A 16,062-nucleotide genomic window follows, 5' to 3' on the forward strand; every position below is an offset into this window, starting at 1 on the left:
GTCCGGGAGCTAGACGGTGACCTCGCCGCGGGAGGCCTTGAGGGCGATGTCGGTGCGGTGCTGGGAGCCCTTGATGCGGATCTGGCCGATCGCGGCGTAGGCGCGCTGGCGGGCCTCGTCGAGGTCCTTGCCGGTGGCGCTGACGGCCAGGACGCGGCCGCCCGACGTGACGAGCTCGTCGTCCTCGAGCGCCGTACCGGCGTGGAAGACGCGGACGTCGTCCCCCTCCGCCTGGTCGATGCCGGCGATCACGTCGCCCTTGCGCGGGCTGGCCGGGTACTTCTTCGCCGCGACCACGACCGTCACCGCGGCAGCGTCCTTCCAGCCCAGCGGGCCGTGGTCGGCGAGCCTGCCGGTCGCGGCGGCGTACAGCAGACCGCCCAGCGGCGTCTTCAGCAACGGCAGCAGCGCCTGCGTCTCCGGGTCGCCGAAGCGGCAGTTGAACTCGATCACCCGGACTCCGCGGGAGGTCAGCGCGAGACCGGCGTACAGCAGGCCGCTGAACGGCGTGCCGCGGTGCCGCAGCTCGTCGACGGTCGACTGGAGCACCTTCTCGGTGATCTCCGCGACCAGGTCTTCCGGTGCCCAGGGCAACGGTGTGTACGCGCCCATGCCGCCGGTGTTCGGGCCTTCGTCGTTGTCCGCAAGGCGTTTGAAGTCCTGCGCGGGCTGCATCGGCAGCACCGTCGTACCGTCGGTGATCGCGAACAGCGACACCTCCGGGCCGTCCAGGTACTCCTCGATCAGCACCTGCTCACACCCGGCCGCGTGCGCGAGCGCCTCGTCCCGGTCGGAGGTGACGACGACCCCCTTGCCGGCCGCGAGACCGTCGTCCTTGACCACGTACGGCGGCCCGAACGCGTCGATCGCCTCGGCGGCTTCCGCAGGCGTCGTACACACATAGGCGCGGCCGGTCGGCACACTGGCGGCAGCCATCACGTCCTTGGCGAACGCCTTCGAGCCCTCGATCTGGGCGGCGTCCTGGGACGGGCCGAAGACCGCAATCCCGGCCTCGCGCAGCGGGTCGGCCAGCCCGGCCACCAGCGGCGCCTCCGGTCCGACCACGACCAGATCGGCCGCCATCTCGCGCGCCAGCGCGACGACCGCATCGTGGTCGGAGATGTCCACCGAGCGGCAAACGATCGTTTGCCCGTCGTAGACCGGCCGCAACACGGCAATGCCAGGGTTGCCCGGAGCCGCGACGACCTGCTCGACCTCTGAGTCCTGGGCCAATGCCCACACCAACGCATGCTCCCGGCCACCGGAGCCAACCACCAAAACCTTCACGGGCCATCAGCCTAGGGCACCGGACTGTCGATCTACACATTCGCTGTTCGTGTAGTGGATACAGGGTTCTTGTAGCGGAAGGAGTCGAGATGTCCGAGGTACTGGTGACTGGGCTGGTGATCGGGGAGTCCGCGCGGTGGCATGACGGGCGGTTCTGGTGTTCCAACTGGGGTGCTCAGGAGGTGCTCGCGGTCGACACGGACGGTAAGCGGGAGGTGATGGTCCGGGTGCCGACGACGATTCCGTTCTCGATCGACTGGTTGCCGGATGGGCGTCTGCTGGTGGTGTCGGGGCCAGAGGGGCTGCTGCTACGGCAGGAGGCCTCTGGTGACCTGGTGACGCATGCGGACCTGTCGTCGTACGGCGGTCTGAACGAGATCGTCGTCGACGGGCGCGGCAACATCTACGTGAACGGCGGCTGCGACTTCCACCCGGCGTCCGGTGAGCGGCCTGGTTTCATCGTGCTCGTCACCCCGGACGGCGCCGTACGGCGGGTGGCGGACGAGCTCGCCTTCCCCAACGGCATGGTCGTCACCCCGGACAACTCCACCTTGGTGATCGCGGAGTCGTTCGGCGGCGTACTCACGGCGTACGACGTCGCCGACGACGGCAGCCTGTCCAACCGTCGCGTCTGGGCACCGCACCCCGGCGACGGCATGTGCATGGACGAGTCAGGCGCCATCTGGACCCCCGGCTGGACCGAGCAGGGCGAGTCGGCCTGCCTGCGCATCGCCGAAGGCGGCGAGATCCTCGAGACGGTGCCGCTGGAGCATGCCGGCTTCGCCTGCACGCTGGGCGACGGCACCCTCTACATGCTCACCGCCGACTGGCACATGCAGGAGTCCTTCGAGTCCAACCTCGACCGGCTCCTCTCCACTCCCACCGGCCGCCTGCTGACCCACGCCGTACCCACCCCAAAGGCAGGCTGGCCGTGACCCGCTAGCGAAACCACACCACAGCGGTGATCCACGCCAGACCGCCGCTGACCAGTCCTGCCGACGCTCAGGTCGCGGAAGCGCTTGCGCAGTGGGATACCGCGGTCCATCAGGATCAGCAGCTGGCCACTGACGAGTACGGCCATCACCACGAGGAGCAGGTAGGCGACTGTGCTCATCTACTAGTAGCGCCAGTAGTAGCGGGCGTCGGCGTGCCAGGTGACGGGGACTGTGGTGCGGTTGGTGAACGCCATGCCGAGGCCGCGGGCGATCTCGATGGTGCGGGAGAGCTGGAGCGAGTACGGGTGCTGGTTGTCGTCCCACCACTGCTCGAACTGGGTGATGCAAGTCTGGCCGGTGAAGTACAGGTTCGAGCAGGGGTGCGGCGGGAGCCATTTCTGCAGGTGGCGGAACTTGACCGTGGTGGAGCCGTTCGGCGGCTTGATGGTGCCTTGGGCATCGAGGCAGTAGCCGGTGCTGGGGATGTTCCACTGGACGTAGTGCTGGCGGCCGGCGGCTGACGGGAGGTCGGTCAGGTTGTTGCAGTTCGCGTCACCGATCTTCTCCGAGGTGACCCGCTGGATCTGGGTCAGCGGGCGGCCTGCGCCGTCGTTGTAGCCGTCGAGCAGGACCCAATCGCCGTCGTGGATGAAGCGCTCGGCGGACTTCGGCGGCCAGGCCTTCGGGTCGCCCCAGGAGATATCGGACTCGGTGGCGCTCAGCGGTGTCCACGCCCACTGACCGGCCGCAGACTGGCCCGCCCAATACTGTCCGGCCGCCTTCTCGAACATCAGCGAGTACTGCCCGTAGTTCTCCCCGGACGTCGCCGCGGCGGAGGCGCCGACGGGGAGGGAAGCCGTGAGTACGACGGCAACCAGCAGGGCCAGCTTCTTCCGCATGAAGTGCGAGGTTGGTGCCGGTTGGGTGCATGTTGAGTTCCTGGTCCGGTCATCCCGACCGGGGCTAGGCTCGCGTCATCGAGTCCCACCGAGGGGGATGGGACGCTCAACGAGGAGCTGACATGCCGGAGCCAGTCACCAGCACGATCGACGTCCCCGGAGCCACGCTGACATTCGACGTCCGCGGCGATCTCGGCAACCAACCCGTGCTGTTGCTGATCGGATCGCCGATGGGTGCGAGCGGCTTCCCGACGCTCGCGTCGCACCTCCCCGACCGAACGGTCGTGACCTACGACCCCCGCGGCGTAGAGCGGAGCGTGCGCAGCGACGGCACGAGCGAGCTGTCGCCGGACGACCATGCCGCCGACCTGGTCGCGCTGATCGAGAAGCTCGACGCCGGACCGGTCGATCTGTTCGCCAGCAGCGGCGGCGCGGTGAACGCCCTGGCGTTGCTCGCTCAACGTCCTGACCTGATCAAGACTCTGGTGGCGCACGAGCCGCCGCTGGCCGGGATCCTGCCGGATGCGAAGGCGGCGACCGCCGCGGTCGAGGACATCTACCAGACCTACCAACGCGACGGGATGGGCGCGGGGATGGCGAAGTTCATCGCGATCACCAGCTTCAAGGGCGAGGTGCCCGACGACTACACCCAGCAGCCGGCGCCCGACCCCGCGATGTTCGGCCTCCCGACCGAGGACGACGGCTCCCGCGGCGACGCCCTGCTCGGCCAGAACCTCCGCGGCTGTACGTCGTACCAACCCGACTTCGACGCCCTCGCGAAGGAGACCGACAGGCTGGTCGTCGCCGTCGGCGCGGAGTCCGAAGGCGAGCTCGCCCACCGCGGCGGCCAAGCCGTCGCCGAACGCCTCGGCCTCAGCCCGGCCGTCTTCCCCAGCAACCATGGCGGCTTCCTCGGCAACGAGTACGGCATGCCCGGCAAGCCCGAGGAGTTCGCCACCAAACTCCGGGAAGTCCTCGCCCGGTAGCCGGACGCGGCCGCGGTGAACAACGGGTCCTGGCCCGGGGTGGATGCGGCATCTGCTTAGCTGGTGGGTATGACTGACAAGCCAGAGATCGACTTCCCGGAGGGGCCGCCGCCGGCGGACCTGGAGATCACCGACATCACGGTCGGCGACGGTGACGAGGCCAAGGCCGGGTCGCGGGTGAACGTGCACTACGTCGGTGTCGCCCACTCGACCGGCGAAGAGTTCGACGCGTCGTACAACCGGGGTGCCCCGCTGGCCTTCCAGCTCGGCGTCGGCCAGGTCATCCAGGGCTGGGACACCGGCGTCCAGGGCATGAAGGTCGGCGGCCGCCGCAAGCTCGTCATCCCGCCGCACCTCGCGTACGGCGACCGTGGCGCGGGCGGCGCCATCAAGCCCGGCGAGACCCTCATCTTCGTCGTGGACCTCGTCAGCGTCAGCTGACCGTCACCCCCCACCACCGCGCGGGTGGTGCAAGCGCGCCAGCCGCGCGGGTGGGTGGAAACGAGCCAGCCTCGCGGGTGGTGGAAGCGGGACATCAGCCCCCGGGTGCGTCAGAATGGCGCAGCCGGGGGTTTTCCGTGGCTGCTAGTCCGTAGTTGTACTCATCCGCCTCGCCCAGCGGTCGGTTTGACTGGGAGGCATGACGACGATGGTTGCCACCACGGTCCCCGGCACGCGGATCAACTGGGTCCGGTACGCCGCCCTGGCCGCGAAGATCCTGCTGTTCGGGTTGTTGCTGTCGGCCCTGATCTGGCCGGACCTCAGCGGCATCAAGGGCAAGGCCTCGACCGCCCGGCTGATCGTCTACCCGATCGGCGCGATGGCGCTGCCCCTGTGGTGGTGGGCGTACGGCCGGACGCGCAGCAAGTTGCACGCCGGCTTCCCGTGGCGGGCCGACCTGCTGATGACGCTCCCCTGGCTGATCGACCTGATCGGCAACCGGCTCAACCTGTTCGACACGGTCAGCTGGTGGGACGACGCCATGCACTTCATCCTCTGGGGTCTGCTCACCGCCGGCGTCCTGATCGCCTTCGCACCCCCGACCCTGTCCCGCGGCTTGACCGCCTTCGTCGCCCTCGGCTTCGGCGCCACCGCAGCAGTCGTCTGGGAAGTCGGCGAGTACTTCGCCTTCATCCGCAACTCCTCCGAACTCCCGACCGCCTACACCGACACCCTCGGCGACCTCGCCCTGGGCACCCTAGGCGCCCTCCTGGCCGGCCTGATCCTCTACCAAACCCGCCGCCCCGGCTGACCGTCTAGCGTTCGCTCGGCCGACAGACGCCGTTGGCCGCAGCACTGGCAGCCAATGCCTGAGCAGCCGCACCCGCCGAAGCTGAAGTCGAGACTGCGGAATCAACCAACCCAGTGTCCTCCGGCCGGTCCGTGCGAGTGGTGTGACGGCCCAGGGGGACAACCATCGGAGTGCCGGCCACCGGATCCGGGATGACCTTGACCGCCAGGCCGAAGATGTCGTGGACGACTTCCTCGGTGATGACCTCGCTCGGGTTGCCCTCGCAGACGATCGCGCCGTCCTTCATCGCGATCAGGTGGTCGCCGAAGCGGCAAGCCTGGTTGAGATCGTGCAGCACCAGGACGATCGTGCGCTCTTCGGACTTGTTCAGGTCGACCAGCAGATCCAGCACCTCGAACTGGTGCGTCAGGTCGAGGAACGTCGTCGGCTCGTCCAGCAGGAGGATGTCGGTCTCCTGGGCAAGCGCCATCGCGATCCACACCCGCTGCCGCTGCCCGCCGGACAGCTCGTCGATCGGCCGGTCCGCGATCGGCAGTACGTCGGTCGACGTCATCGCCGCCGCGACCGCCTCGTCGTCGGACTTGGTCCACTGCCGGATCCACCGGGTCCGCGGGTAGCGCCCGCGCCCGACCAGGTCGGCGACCGTGATCCCTTCCGGTGCGGTCGGCGACTGCGGCAGCAGGCCCAGCTTGGTCGCGACCTCACGCGTCGGGATCGACTGGATGCTCTTCCCGTCCAGCAGGACCGTTCCGCGCGAGGGCTTCAGCAGCCGGGCCAGCGTCTTCAGCAGGGTCGACTTGCCGCACGCGTTGGCGCCGACGATGACGGTGATCTTCCCGGTCGGGATCCGCACCGACAGGTCGTGAATGATCTCCCGCTGGTCGTACCCGACCGCCAACCCGTCAGCCGCCAGACTGTGGTCCACAGAGTTCTCCATCTCTCAGCCACCACTCCCCACCCGGTTGGCCCGGGCCAGCAGGAACATCAGGTACGGCGCTCCGACCACACCGGTCACCACCCCGACCGGCAGCTGGGTGTCGCCGAACGCGTGCTGCGCGATCAGGTCCGACAACGACACCACCAACGCACCAAGCAACGCGGACGCGATCATCGCCGGGCCCGGCGAACGGGTCAGCCGGCGCGCGATCGGCGGCGCCACGAACGCGACAAAACCGATCGGTCCCGCCGCCGCGGTCGCGACTGCGGCGAGCAGTACGGCGATCACGATCAACCCGAGCCGGGGGAGCTCGACCCGCAGCCCCAGCCCGTACGCCGTCTCGTCGCCGAGCTGCAGGATCCGCAACTGGTGAACCAGGAACATCATCAGCGGGGTCAGCACCGCCAGCGTGATTCCCAGCGACCGGACGTTCGACCAGTCCCGCCCGTTCAGGCTGCCGGTCAGCCAGATCAGCGCCTGCTGGGCGATCTCGACCCGCGCCTTGGTCAGCAGGTACGACGTGATGCTGGTGGCAATCGCACCGATGCCGATCCCGATCAGAATCAGCCGGTAGCTCGACACCCCTTGCCGCCAGGCCAGCACGTACATGATGAAGGCGGTCAGCACCGCCCCGGCGATCGCCAGCGCCGACACCGCCACGCCGGTCAGGCCGAGCGTGACGATGGCGAACACGGCGAACGCGCTGGCGCCGTACGTGACGCCGATGATGTCCGGGCTGGCCAGCGGGTTGCGGGCGATGCTCTGGAAGATCGCGCCGGACATGCCGAGGGCGGCGCCGACCATCAGACCGGTGAGTGCCCTGGGCAACCGAAGTCGGTTGACGATGAACTCGGTCGCGCGGTCGCCGCCGCCGAACAGCGTCTTCACGACGTCGACGACCGGGATCTTGAAGTCACCCAGCGACAGCGAGACGCAGAAGGCGGCGAAGACGAGAACGGCGAGTACGACGATCACGGCGAGCGAGCGAGCCTGCCGGACCGCGCGGGCACGGGCGATGACCTGAACTGCTTCGGCTGTCGTGGTCACAGGTCCGCCAACTTCCGCCGCCGTACCAGCGCGATGAAGAACGGGGCGCCGATCACCGCGGTGACGATGCCGACCTGCAGCTCACCGGGCTGGGCGACGACCCGGCCGAGGACGTCGGAGCCGAGCAGCAGGATCGGCGCCAGCACCATCGAGTACGGCAGGATCCAGCGGTAGTCCGGGCCGGTCATCAGCCGGGCCACGTGCGGAATCGTCAGCCCGATGAAACCGATCGGTCCGGCAGCGGCGGTGGCAGCGCCACACAGCAGGACGACGATCACCGCGACGAACAACCGGGCCAGACCGACCCGCTGGCCGAGCGACTTCGCCACTTCGTCGCCGAGCGACAGCGCGTTCAGGACCCGGCCCGAGACCAGGGCCAGCACGATCCCGATCAGGATGAACGGCGCGACCTGCGTGGCGATGTCCGAACCCCGGCTGGCCAGCGATCCGACCGCCCAGAACCGGAACTGGTCGAAGGTGTCGACGTCACCGATCAGCAGCGCCGTGGTGAGTGACCCGAGCATCGCTGTCATCGCCGCCCCGGCCAGCGCAAGCTTCACCGGAGTCGCACCCTCCCGCCCGAGCGAGCCGAGGAGGTAGACGGCGATCGAGGCCGCGGCCGCGCCGGCGAACGCCAGCCAGACGTACGACGTCAGCGTCGACAGCCCGAGCCAGTAGATGCCCGCGACAACGAACAGGGCAGCGCCACCGTTCACACCGAGGATGCCCGGGTCCGCCAACGGGTTTCGGGTCACGCCCTGCATCAGCGCGCCCGACAGACCGAGCGCCGCACCGACCAGCAGGCCGATCACGGTCCGCGGCACGCGCAGTGACCGGATGATCACGTGGTCGGTGTTCGCGTCGTTGTAGTGGCGCAGAGCATCGAACACGGTCGAGAGCGGGATCTGCTTCGAACCCACCGCGATGCTGAGCAACGTCACCAGCACCAGCAGGGCGATGCAGCCGAGCAACCCGAGGAAGAGTCTGGCCCGCTTGGTACGCCGCGGACGCGCCGGCGCAGCGGCGTCGGGACCTGTGGACTCGGCCACAGCAGTGGGCGGGGGCATTGGACTTTGGGATCCTCTTAGGTAAGGCTAACCTCTAGACGCCTCAGAATAACCCGGCCGTCCGCGGGTCTGCATCTGAGCCTCCCCCTGCTCAGTTTATGGAGAAACCAAACATGACGACTGTGCTCGAGCGGCCGATCGTGTTCGACTCGGTCCTCGCCACCGTGGCGGCGGTCGACGACCTCAGCCCGCACCTGCGCCGCGTGACCTTCGTCGCACCGCGGATCGCCGAAGCCGTGACGGCAGGCCCGGACCAGCGGATCAAGGTCTTGCTCGCACCGCCGAACGGCGGGGAGCTCGAGCTCCCGGTCGGCCCGGACTGGTACACCCAGTGGTGCGCACAGCCGGCCGACGAGCGTTTCATCATGCGGACGTACACGGTCCGGGCGCTCCGTCCGGAGGTCGCCGAGATCGACATCGAGTTCGTCCTGCACGGCGTCAACGGACCCGCGTCCGCGTGGGTCAGCGAGGCGCAGCTCGGCGACCAACTCGGCCTGATCCTGCCGTTCGCCGTCGACACCACCAGCACCAAGGGCCTGCTGCACTCCGGCGTCGACTACGTCCCGCCGGCGACGAGCATCCGCCGGGTGCTCGTCGCCGACGAGACCGCTCTGCCGGCGCTCGCCGGGATCCTCGAGCAGCTGCCGGCCGCGGTCCACGCGACGGTCTTCGTCGAGGTGCCCGACACCCGCGACGCGCGCCCGCTGCCGACCCCCGGCACCGCAGACATCACCTGGGTCGTGACCGGTGCGACGTCGTTGCTCGAGGCACTCAAGACGGCCGAGCTCCCGTACGACGCCGACTACGCCTGGGTGGCCGGCGAGTCGTCGATGATCAAGTCAGTACGGCGCCACCTGGTCAACGCGGCCGGGATGCCGAAAACCGCGATCTCGTTCCAGGGCTACTGGAAGCGCGGCGAAGCCCAGATCTGACCTGCACTGGCGGGTTATGTCACCGCTGGCGGGCTGCAACACGTCATCGGTCTCACAACCCGCCAGCGGCCGAGGAGCTCCGCGCTCCCCGGCCGCAGATTGCGGGAACTCAGGACGGGTTCTCGGCGTGGGTGAGGGTCTCCCAGGCGACGAAGAGGCTGTTGGTTCCGGCGGGACGGCGGGATTCGGTGATCGCCTGGGTGTTCGTCATCGCGATGCCGAGCCGGGTGTGCAGGGCGTTGAACCCGACCTCGGTGATCGGGCCGAGCCCGCGATTCACCGAGCCCTTGCACAGCCAGGACGGCACCGGCTCGAGGTTGCGTTCCCAGCGGGACTGGAAGCCGAGCGCGTGCCGCAGCCGCTCACCGAACTCCGGGTACAGGTCGATGCCCTGGATCCGTGACGTCTCCAGCACGTGCGAGATCGACGAGATGCCGTAGCCGGTGTGGGTGAAGTCGCGGCAGGTCTCTTGCGTCAGCCCGTTCACGAACGTCTCCTGGCCGTGCCAGTAGGCGATGATCTTCTCCCGGGTGTTCAGGTTCTGGCTCGGTTTCGTCTTCGGAAGCGGGCCGTCGGACTCCAGGTAGACGAAGGCCGGCACCCGGACCCGGTAGAGCGAGATCGCCTTGTCGTAGACGGCCCGGTCCTCGAGGAACACCCCGATGCCCTGGATCGCCACGGTCATCGTCAACTCCCAGTTCCCGTTGGAGTTGGAGCCGTTGATGATCTCAGGCAGGTAGACGTTGCGCAGCATGGTGGCGAACCGGCCCGAGTTCGGCCAGTTCCCGTACACGTGCTTGATGATCTCGGCGGCCTTCGGCCAGGACGACGCCGACCAGGCGGTCTGCAACGGCGCGTTGCTGTTCGTGTGGTCCTGGATCGTCGCCGACCAGGCGTCCATGAGCTGGATCGCCTTCTGGGCGTAGCGATCGTCACGGGTGATGTACCACAGCACCGCGTCGGTGTACGCCGCGATGGCGTCCTGGCGCTCGTCGGTGCAGCCGAGGTTCGGGTTCGAGTACGGGCCGCACTCGACGACGGCTCGCGGCTTCGGCGTCCGGCTCAACGAGGCGTAGCTGCTGTTCTTGGCCTGGTTGAACGCGTCCGTCCACGGCTGCGCGCCGGCCTGCACCTTGGCCCGGACGAAGTCGAGCTGGGCCCGGCTGACACCGACACCGGGATGGGTGAACACGGCGGGCGCTTGCGGAGCCATCAATTCGGCCTTCGGTGTGGCGGCTGCGGGGCTGCTGAGGGTCACGGCAACCAGCGCAACACACGCAGCAGCCAAGACCAGCGTCTTCTTTCGCATGGCGGATGTCCTGTTCTACGGGGCGGTAGGACACTGCGTTTCCCCTACTAGCGCAGGGTCTTTGCGAAAGTCTGACGACGGACGGTGAGCAGGTCAATATCCCGGCGAGCAGGAATTTCACCACGGAACAACCCGCCGAAAAGTCCCACCATCCGTGGAACAAAGCGAGGTGTTGTCCCATGAAACGACGCCGGTTCCCGGCCCTCGGAACAGCCGTCACGGCCGACTGGCACTACCCTCCGTAGCCACTACCGCAGCCCGGGGGTTAGCGCGCCTGGGTCGCCAGCTCGCCGGAGCGTACGCCGGCGGCGTCCAGCAGGGCCGCTGCCGTGGCGACGCCGACGCCGCCGAGGGGTTGTGCCCGAACGACCGCGCGAGCGCTGACGCCGTCGAAGATGATGGTCAGCTGGATCGCCAGCGTGCCCGGGTCGTCCGCGCCCGCCTTCACCAGCTCACGGTGGAAGAAGTCGGTCGTCTGCTGCTTGAAGTGCCGCGCGACCACCGAGCCCGGGTGTTCCGGGTTCTTCAGCTCGACCGCCGTACTCACCATCGGGCACCCGAGGTAGTTGCCTTCGGCAGCCATCCGGTCCTGTCGCTCGAACACGGACAGGATCCGGTCCCGGGGCGGCCGGTCGTCCTCCGGCCCCGGGTGCAGCAGGCCCTGGTACGACGGGCCGCGGCTGGCCAGGCTCTCCGCGATCAGCTCGTCCTTGGAGCGGAACAGCTGGTACATCGACTTCTTCGACACCCCGGCCGCCTTGCAGAGCGCGTCCACCCCGATGCTGACGCCGTCGCGGTAGAAGAGTTCGCCCGCGGCATCCAGGAGCCGCTCGCGGGGTGTCGCCGAGGTGGTCATGGAACGAGAGTACCGGGTGGATTTGCGTGCGGAAACCGATCGGTTTACGCTGATGGAAACAGATCGGTTTCCATCTTTGGAGTCAGACATGACCACACTCGAAGGCGCCGTCGTCCTGGTCACCGGCGGCCAGCGCGGGATCGGCAAGGCGATCGTCGACGACCTGCTCAACCGGGGCGTCGCCAAGGTCTACGCCACCGCGCGCAACCCCAAGCCGAGCAGCGATCCCCGCGTCGTGCCGCTGCCGCTGGAGATCACCGACCAGGCCTCGATCGACGCCCTGGTCGCCGCGGTCCCGGACGTCACCGTCCTGATCAACAACGCCGGCGCGAGTTCGCCGAACACCTACCTGGACACCCCGATCGAGGCCGTCCGGGACGTCTTCGAGGCCAACTTCTTCGGCCCACTCAACCTGACCCGCGCGCTGGTCCCGGTGATCGAGCGCAACGGCGGCGGCCACATCCTGAACGCGCACTCGGCGCTCTCCTGGGTCGCCCTGCACGGCGCGTATGCTGCGACCAAGGCAGCGTTCTGGCTGCAGAGCAACGCGATCCGGCTCGAGCTGCTCGACCGCGGCATCGGCGTCACCGGTCTGCACATGGGGTACGTCGACACCGACATGGTGACTGCGGTCGACGCACCGAAGTCCCGCCCTGAGGACATCGCCAAGCAGGCGCTCGACGGCATCGAGTCAGGGGCGCACGAGGTGCTCGCCGACGACACCGCCCGCGGCGCCAAGGCGCTGGTGTCCCAGGACCTCACCGCGGCCTACCTGCAACTCGTCAACTGATCGACACACGCTCGACAATCTTCGGTAAGGACGTTGCGTAAACTGGACCAGGATGATTGACGTCCTCGCCGTTGTCCGTCCCGAAGATGCCGTCACCGACTTCCTGTCCGTCCTGGACCCGGCCCACGGCCATGAGGTCCACCTGCTCGCCGCCGAGCGCGGCATCTACCTGAAGCTGCCCGCCGGCGTACCGCTCGAAGGCCGGCTCGCGGCGATCGCCGCACTCCAGGCCAGTTCCGGGGAGAGCGACAAGCCGTTCTCCCCGGCGACTGCGGCCGCGGCGATCGCTCGCGAGGCGGGAGCTGTCCCGTTCACCGTGTGGACGCATCACCCGTCGGACATTCGGACGGCCCATGGTCGATGGGCCCTGGACCTGACGGCTGCGGTCGAGGGTTCGGTCCGGTACACGATGGCGGTGGGTACGCCGCCCGTCGTACTCGACCCTGTCGAGGTCGCGGCCTCGCCGTACGAGCAGGAGCGGCTGGACGCGACGGTGCAGTGGCTGCGGCGGCACTTCGATCCTGCCGCGGGGCGGGTGATCGAGGTGGGCGCGCATGTGGGCGCGTTGACGCAGCGGCTGCTGGCGGACGGGTACTCCGTTGACGCGACCGAGCCGAACGAGGGCTTCCTCGAGCGGCTGCGCTCCAACGTGAGTGGCGACGTTCGGATCCATCCGCACAGCTTCGAGGACCTCGCGACCACGGCCAGGCTCACGGGGTCGGCGTACCTGCTGATCGAGGTCTTGTACTACGGCCAAGACCTGAGCCTGCTGAATCGGTTCCCGACCGATCACCTGTTCGTGGCGCTGGAAGCGGGCGAGCTCGCGCGGCAGGTCTGGCCGGCGGCGTGGTCGGTGGAGGAGGAGATCGAGCTCGTTCCGCCGCGGTTGGAGGATCTGTCCGGCGCGCTGCTCCGCAAGCGAGGCAGCCGCGGGGTGCTGCTACGGCGTCAGTTGCCTGCAGCAACCAGGTAGAGGTCGCGGTCGCGGGTGTACTCCATCGTGGCCGCGATGCCGTCAGCGACCTCGGCGGAGAACTCGCGCTCGACGACGTGCAGCGCGAGATCGATGCCGGCCGTGATGCCGCCGGCGGTGACCAGGTCGCCGTCGTCGACGACGCGGTTCGTCTTCACGTCCGCGCCGAAGGCCTCCAGCTCGGCCCAGGCGTTGCGGTTCGTCGTCACCGCTCGTCCCTTCACCAGGCCGGCTTCGGCGAGCAGCATCGAGCCTGTGCAGACGGCGCTGATGAAGCGGAGCTGCGGCGCGAGTTCGGCGATCCGGGCGGTCATCACGCCGCGTCTCGCCTCGGCCCACGAGCCTTTCTCGGCGCGGTTCAGCCAGCCGCCGCCGGGGACGAACAGCGCGTCCGGCGTACCGAGTCCTTCCGGCGCCTTGAACTGCAGGCCGTGCAGCCCGGTCACCTCGACCGGCCCATCGAGCCCGACCAGGGCCAACTCGAACTCGGTCCGCTTCGAGGCGTGACTCCACACCTCGAACGGCCCCATCACATCCATCTCGTCAACCCCGTCGAACACCAGCAACTCGATCCGCATACCCCCACCCAACCGCTTCGCCGTACCACCGACCAGTGACCGCTTGGCCGCCCTTCGCAAGGATCCAGCCACAAACCTCAGCCCAGCACGTCGGTGGCCTTCTGCGTGCGCGCCGTCGGAATTGTCGGTGCATCAAGACGATTACCTCTGACGTCATCGGGGCCAGATTGGTCTGCTGCCGACGTACCGTAGATGGCATGTCAGCGACAGGGGGACCTTCTTCCTCACCGGTGGAGGAGGTGGAGGAGCGGGTCGGGCCGTACCGGTTGGTGCGGCGGCTCGGGCAGGGCGGCATGGGTGTCGTCTACCTGGCCGAAGGAGCCGAGCACCAGGAAGTCGCACTCAAGGTGCTGCGGCCACACGTGGCCCACGACCCGATCGCCCGCGCCAGATTGCAGCGCGAAGCGACCACACTGCGGAAAGTGAATCACCCCGGGGTGGCCGGGATCCTCGACTACGACCTGGAAGGCGACCAGCCGTACCTGGTGACACGGTTCGTCCCGGGGCGGCCGCTGGACGAGCAGGTGGACGACCGTGGACCACTGACGCCGAGCAAGTGGCTGCCGGTGGCCGGCTGCCTGGCCGAGTCGCTGCAGGCGATCCACAGCGCCGGCGTGATCCACCGCGACCTCAAGCCGGGCAACGTGATGATGTTCAACGGCCGCCCGGTGCTGATCGACTTCGGCATCGCCCAAGCTGCAGACGACCTGCGCCTCACGCAGACCGGTCTGGTGATCGGTACGCCGGGCTACCTCGCACCGGAGCTCATCGAGGGCGAGACGGTGTCGGAGTCGGCGGACTGGTGGGGCTGGGCCGCCACGGTGGCATTTGCGGCCACTGGACGACGCCCGTTCGGCAAGGGACCGTTCGAAGCCGTGCTGGCCCGGGTGCACAGCGGTCACGCCGACCTGGATGGGCTGGACCCACGGCTGAAGTCTCTTCTCGCGGCAGCGCTCTCTCCGGACCGGCGGGACCGGCCGACGCAGGACGAGATCATGACGGGTCTCAACCGGTACGCCGAGGGGCGCGACGCGTTCGTGCCACGGGAGAAGCCGACGGTGGTGGTTGCTCCGCCGACTGTTCAGCTGAGTCCGCCTACTGCGCAGATGACTCGGGTCATGCCGGAGGAGTCCTCGGGGCCTGGGGAGCCGTCGCCGGCTGAGGTGGCGCAACTCGTGCCGCCGGTGATCCCACCGTTGTCCGCGTTCGCGCCGATCCGGGACAAGCTCCGCGACGCCGCCGCGAATCGCAAGGCCGCAGCAGCGGCTGGTGGCGCGGTCGCCGGTGGAGCCGTAGTCGGCGGTGCGGCCGGTGGCGTTGCTGGTGGTCTGGCGGGGGCTCCGGTGCATCCGGCGACGTACAGTCCGGCGCCGATCGCAGCCGCTCCAGCCGCCATGCCGCTCCCCTACCAAGGCGCTTCCGGCTACGCCCCTGCGCCGTACCAGAGCCCGGTTCCGGCGCCGTACCAGCAGCCACAGCCGCCCGATCGTAGGGACCCGTACCAGGCCAACCCGTACGACGGGAAGCCGCAGCGGGCTCCCGCCACCGGCAAGCGCACAGCTGTGGTCGTCGGCTTCATGGTGGCGTTGACAGGGCTCGTAGCGCTCTACCCCGGCCTCGGCTCGCTCGTGGCGATCGTGCTGTTCGTGATCGCGCGTACGGTCGACCGCTCCAGCACCGCACTCATGCGGCGACGCCAGATGCGCGGCCGGTCTGGGCGCTCCGACGGTGTGGTCGCCGCGGCATCCACTCCGCTGCAGCTGGTCACCTCGACCCTGATCACGCTGCCGTGCCTGATCCTGCCGCTCCTGACCGGAGTCGTCATCGGGGGCATCGTCACCGGAATGGTCGGTGTCGCCAACGGCGTGGACTGGCAGCCGCTGTCAGCGGTCGGCTTCGGCAGCGCGGCGCTCACTGCACTCTTCTTCGCCTGGTGGGGCCCCGGCGGCAGCTCGCTGCGCCGGGGAGCCCACATCGCGGCCCGCAACGCCTTCCGCCCCCGCTGGCTCTCCGCCACCGTCGCCGCCGTACTCCTGGCCCTCGGCGGTCTCGCCTTCTACAACGCCACCCAGGGCGAAGGCTCCACCTGGGCCCGCACCCCAATCGAGACCCCCGACATCAACACCCGCCCCACCCTCGACGACCTCCGGCAGGCCCCGTTCATCCGAGACCTGCCCTTCATCGGCCGCTGAAGCACGAACTGCTCGTCGGCGC

General features: G+C 68.8%; 16 protein-coding genes. 8 read left to right on the forward strand and 8 right to left on the reverse strand.

Going from position 1 to position 16,062, the window contains the following annotated elements; genetic code table 11:
* Positions 1–9 precede the first annotated feature (9 nt).
* Positions 10–1,287 (reverse strand): phosphoribosylamine--glycine ligase, encoded by a 1,278-nt coding sequence (gene purD / locus ACIBL3_RS00740; protein WP_396351048.1) that lies wholly within the window; start codon positions 1,285–1,287, stop codon positions 10–12.
* A gap of 89 nt (positions 1,288–1,376) precedes the next feature.
* Here purD and ACIBL3_RS00745 point away from each other — a divergent pair, with 89 nt between their 5' ends.
* Positions 1,377–2,222 carry an SMP-30/gluconolactonase/LRE family protein gene (locus ACIBL3_RS00745; RefSeq protein WP_396351049.1) on the forward strand — a complete coding sequence of 282 codons (846 nt, stop codon included), beginning with the start codon at positions 1,377–1,379 and terminating at the stop codon, positions 2,220–2,222.
* Positions 2,223–2,404: 182 nt separating this feature from the next.
* Here ACIBL3_RS00745 and ACIBL3_RS00750 read toward each other — a convergent pair whose 3' ends face one another.
* Positions 2,405–3,121 (reverse strand): hypothetical protein, encoded by a 717-nt coding sequence (locus tag ACIBL3_RS00750; RefSeq protein ID WP_396351050.1) that lies wholly within the window; start codon positions 3,119–3,121, stop codon positions 2,405–2,407.
* Between the two features lie 122 nt (positions 3,122–3,243).
* Between ACIBL3_RS00750 and ACIBL3_RS00755 the strand changes: the two genes are divergently transcribed.
* The 3 genes from ACIBL3_RS00755 to ACIBL3_RS00765 all read left to right on the forward strand — a co-directional run bounded on the left by ACIBL3_RS00755 (position 3,244) and on the right by ACIBL3_RS00765 (position 5,359).
* The gene (locus ACIBL3_RS00755) at positions 3,244–4,107 is read left to right on the forward strand and encodes an alpha/beta fold hydrolase (RefSeq protein WP_396351051.1); all 864 of its coding nucleotides are present in this window, start codon (positions 3,244–3,246) and stop codon (positions 4,105–4,107) included.
* Between the two features lie 69 nt (positions 4,108–4,176).
* Entirely contained in the window at positions 4,177–4,548 is a 372-nt protein-coding gene (locus ACIBL3_RS00760) for an FKBP-type peptidyl-prolyl cis-trans isomerase (RefSeq protein ID WP_396351052.1), read from the forward strand.
* Between the two features lie 199 nt (positions 4,549–4,747).
* Positions 4,748–5,359, forward strand: a complete 612-nt coding sequence (locus ACIBL3_RS00765) for a hypothetical protein (protein ID WP_396351053.1) — start codon at positions 4,748–4,750, stop codon at positions 5,357–5,359.
* A gap of 4 nt (positions 5,360–5,363) precedes the next feature.
* On the opposite strand, the gene ACIBL3_RS00770 is transcribed toward ACIBL3_RS00765, so the two are convergent.
* From ACIBL3_RS00770 to ACIBL3_RS00780, 3 genes are read right to left on the reverse strand one after another with little or no spacing between them, the layout of a single operon-like run.
* The gene (locus tag ACIBL3_RS00770; RefSeq protein ID WP_396351054.1) at positions 5,364–6,296 is read right to left on the reverse strand and encodes an ABC transporter ATP-binding protein; all 933 of its coding nucleotides are present in this window, start codon (positions 6,294–6,296) and stop codon (positions 5,364–5,366) included.
* Between the two features lie 3 nt (positions 6,297–6,299).
* On the reverse strand, positions 6,300–7,343 hold the full coding sequence (locus ACIBL3_RS00775) for a FecCD family ABC transporter permease (protein WP_396351055.1): 1,044 nt from the start codon (positions 7,341–7,343) through the stop codon (positions 6,300–6,302).
* Positions 7,340–8,410: a FecCD family ABC transporter permease gene (locus tag ACIBL3_RS00780; protein WP_396351056.1), complete on the reverse strand. Its 1,071-nt coding sequence runs from the start codon at positions 8,408–8,410 to the stop codon at positions 7,340–7,342. The genes ACIBL3_RS00775 and ACIBL3_RS00780 overlap by 4 nt, the downstream gene beginning before the upstream one ends.
* A 113-nt stretch (positions 8,411–8,523) precedes the next feature.
* Here ACIBL3_RS00780 and ACIBL3_RS00785 point away from each other — a divergent pair, with 113 nt between their 5' ends.
* On the forward strand, positions 8,524–9,342 hold the full coding sequence (locus ACIBL3_RS00785) for a siderophore-interacting protein (RefSeq protein ID WP_396351057.1): 819 nt from the start codon (positions 8,524–8,526) through the stop codon (positions 9,340–9,342).
* 109 nt (positions 9,343–9,451) lie between these two features.
* On the opposite strand, the gene ACIBL3_RS00790 is transcribed toward ACIBL3_RS00785, so the two are convergent.
* A complete protein-coding gene (locus ACIBL3_RS00790; RefSeq protein ID WP_396351058.1) occupies positions 9,452–10,651 on the reverse strand; it encodes an alginate lyase family protein in 1,200 nt (399 codons plus the stop codon).
* A gap of 265 nt (positions 10,652–10,916) precedes the next feature.
* Positions 10,917–11,507 (reverse strand): TetR/AcrR family transcriptional regulator, encoded by a 591-nt coding sequence (locus ACIBL3_RS00795; RefSeq protein WP_396351059.1) that lies wholly within the window; start codon positions 11,505–11,507, stop codon positions 10,917–10,919.
* 88 nt (positions 11,508–11,595) lie between these two features.
* Between ACIBL3_RS00795 and ACIBL3_RS00800 the strand changes: the two genes are divergently transcribed.
* On the forward strand, positions 11,596–12,297 hold the full coding sequence (locus ACIBL3_RS00800) for an SDR family oxidoreductase (protein WP_396351060.1): 702 nt from the start codon (positions 11,596–11,598) through the stop codon (positions 12,295–12,297).
* 52 nt (positions 12,298–12,349) lie between these two features.
* On the forward strand, positions 12,350–13,270 hold the full coding sequence (locus ACIBL3_RS00805) for an SAM-dependent methyltransferase (protein WP_396351061.1): 921 nt from the start codon (positions 12,350–12,352) through the stop codon (positions 13,268–13,270).
* Here ACIBL3_RS00805 and ACIBL3_RS00810 read toward each other — a convergent pair.
* Positions 13,246–13,848, reverse strand: a complete 603-nt coding sequence (locus ACIBL3_RS00810) for a DJ-1/PfpI family protein (protein ID WP_396351062.1) — start codon at positions 13,846–13,848, stop codon at positions 13,246–13,248. The two genes, ACIBL3_RS00805 and ACIBL3_RS00810, sit on opposite strands and share 25 nt — an antisense overlap.
* A 197-nt stretch (positions 13,849–14,045) precedes the next feature.
* Here ACIBL3_RS00810 and ACIBL3_RS00815 point away from each other — a divergent pair, with 197 nt between their 5' ends.
* Positions 14,046–16,040 carry a protein kinase gene (locus ACIBL3_RS00815; protein ID WP_396351063.1) on the forward strand — a complete coding sequence of 665 codons (1,995 nt, stop codon included), beginning with the start codon at positions 14,046–14,048 and terminating at the stop codon, positions 16,038–16,040.
* Positions 16,041–16,062: the final 22 nt, after the last annotated feature.

Origin of the sequence: Kribbella sp. NPDC050124 (genome assembly GCF_044460355.1) — a bacterium.
In the GTDB taxonomy this organism is placed as follows: Bacteria; Actinomycetota; Actinomycetes; order Propionibacteriales; family Kribbellaceae; genus Kribbella.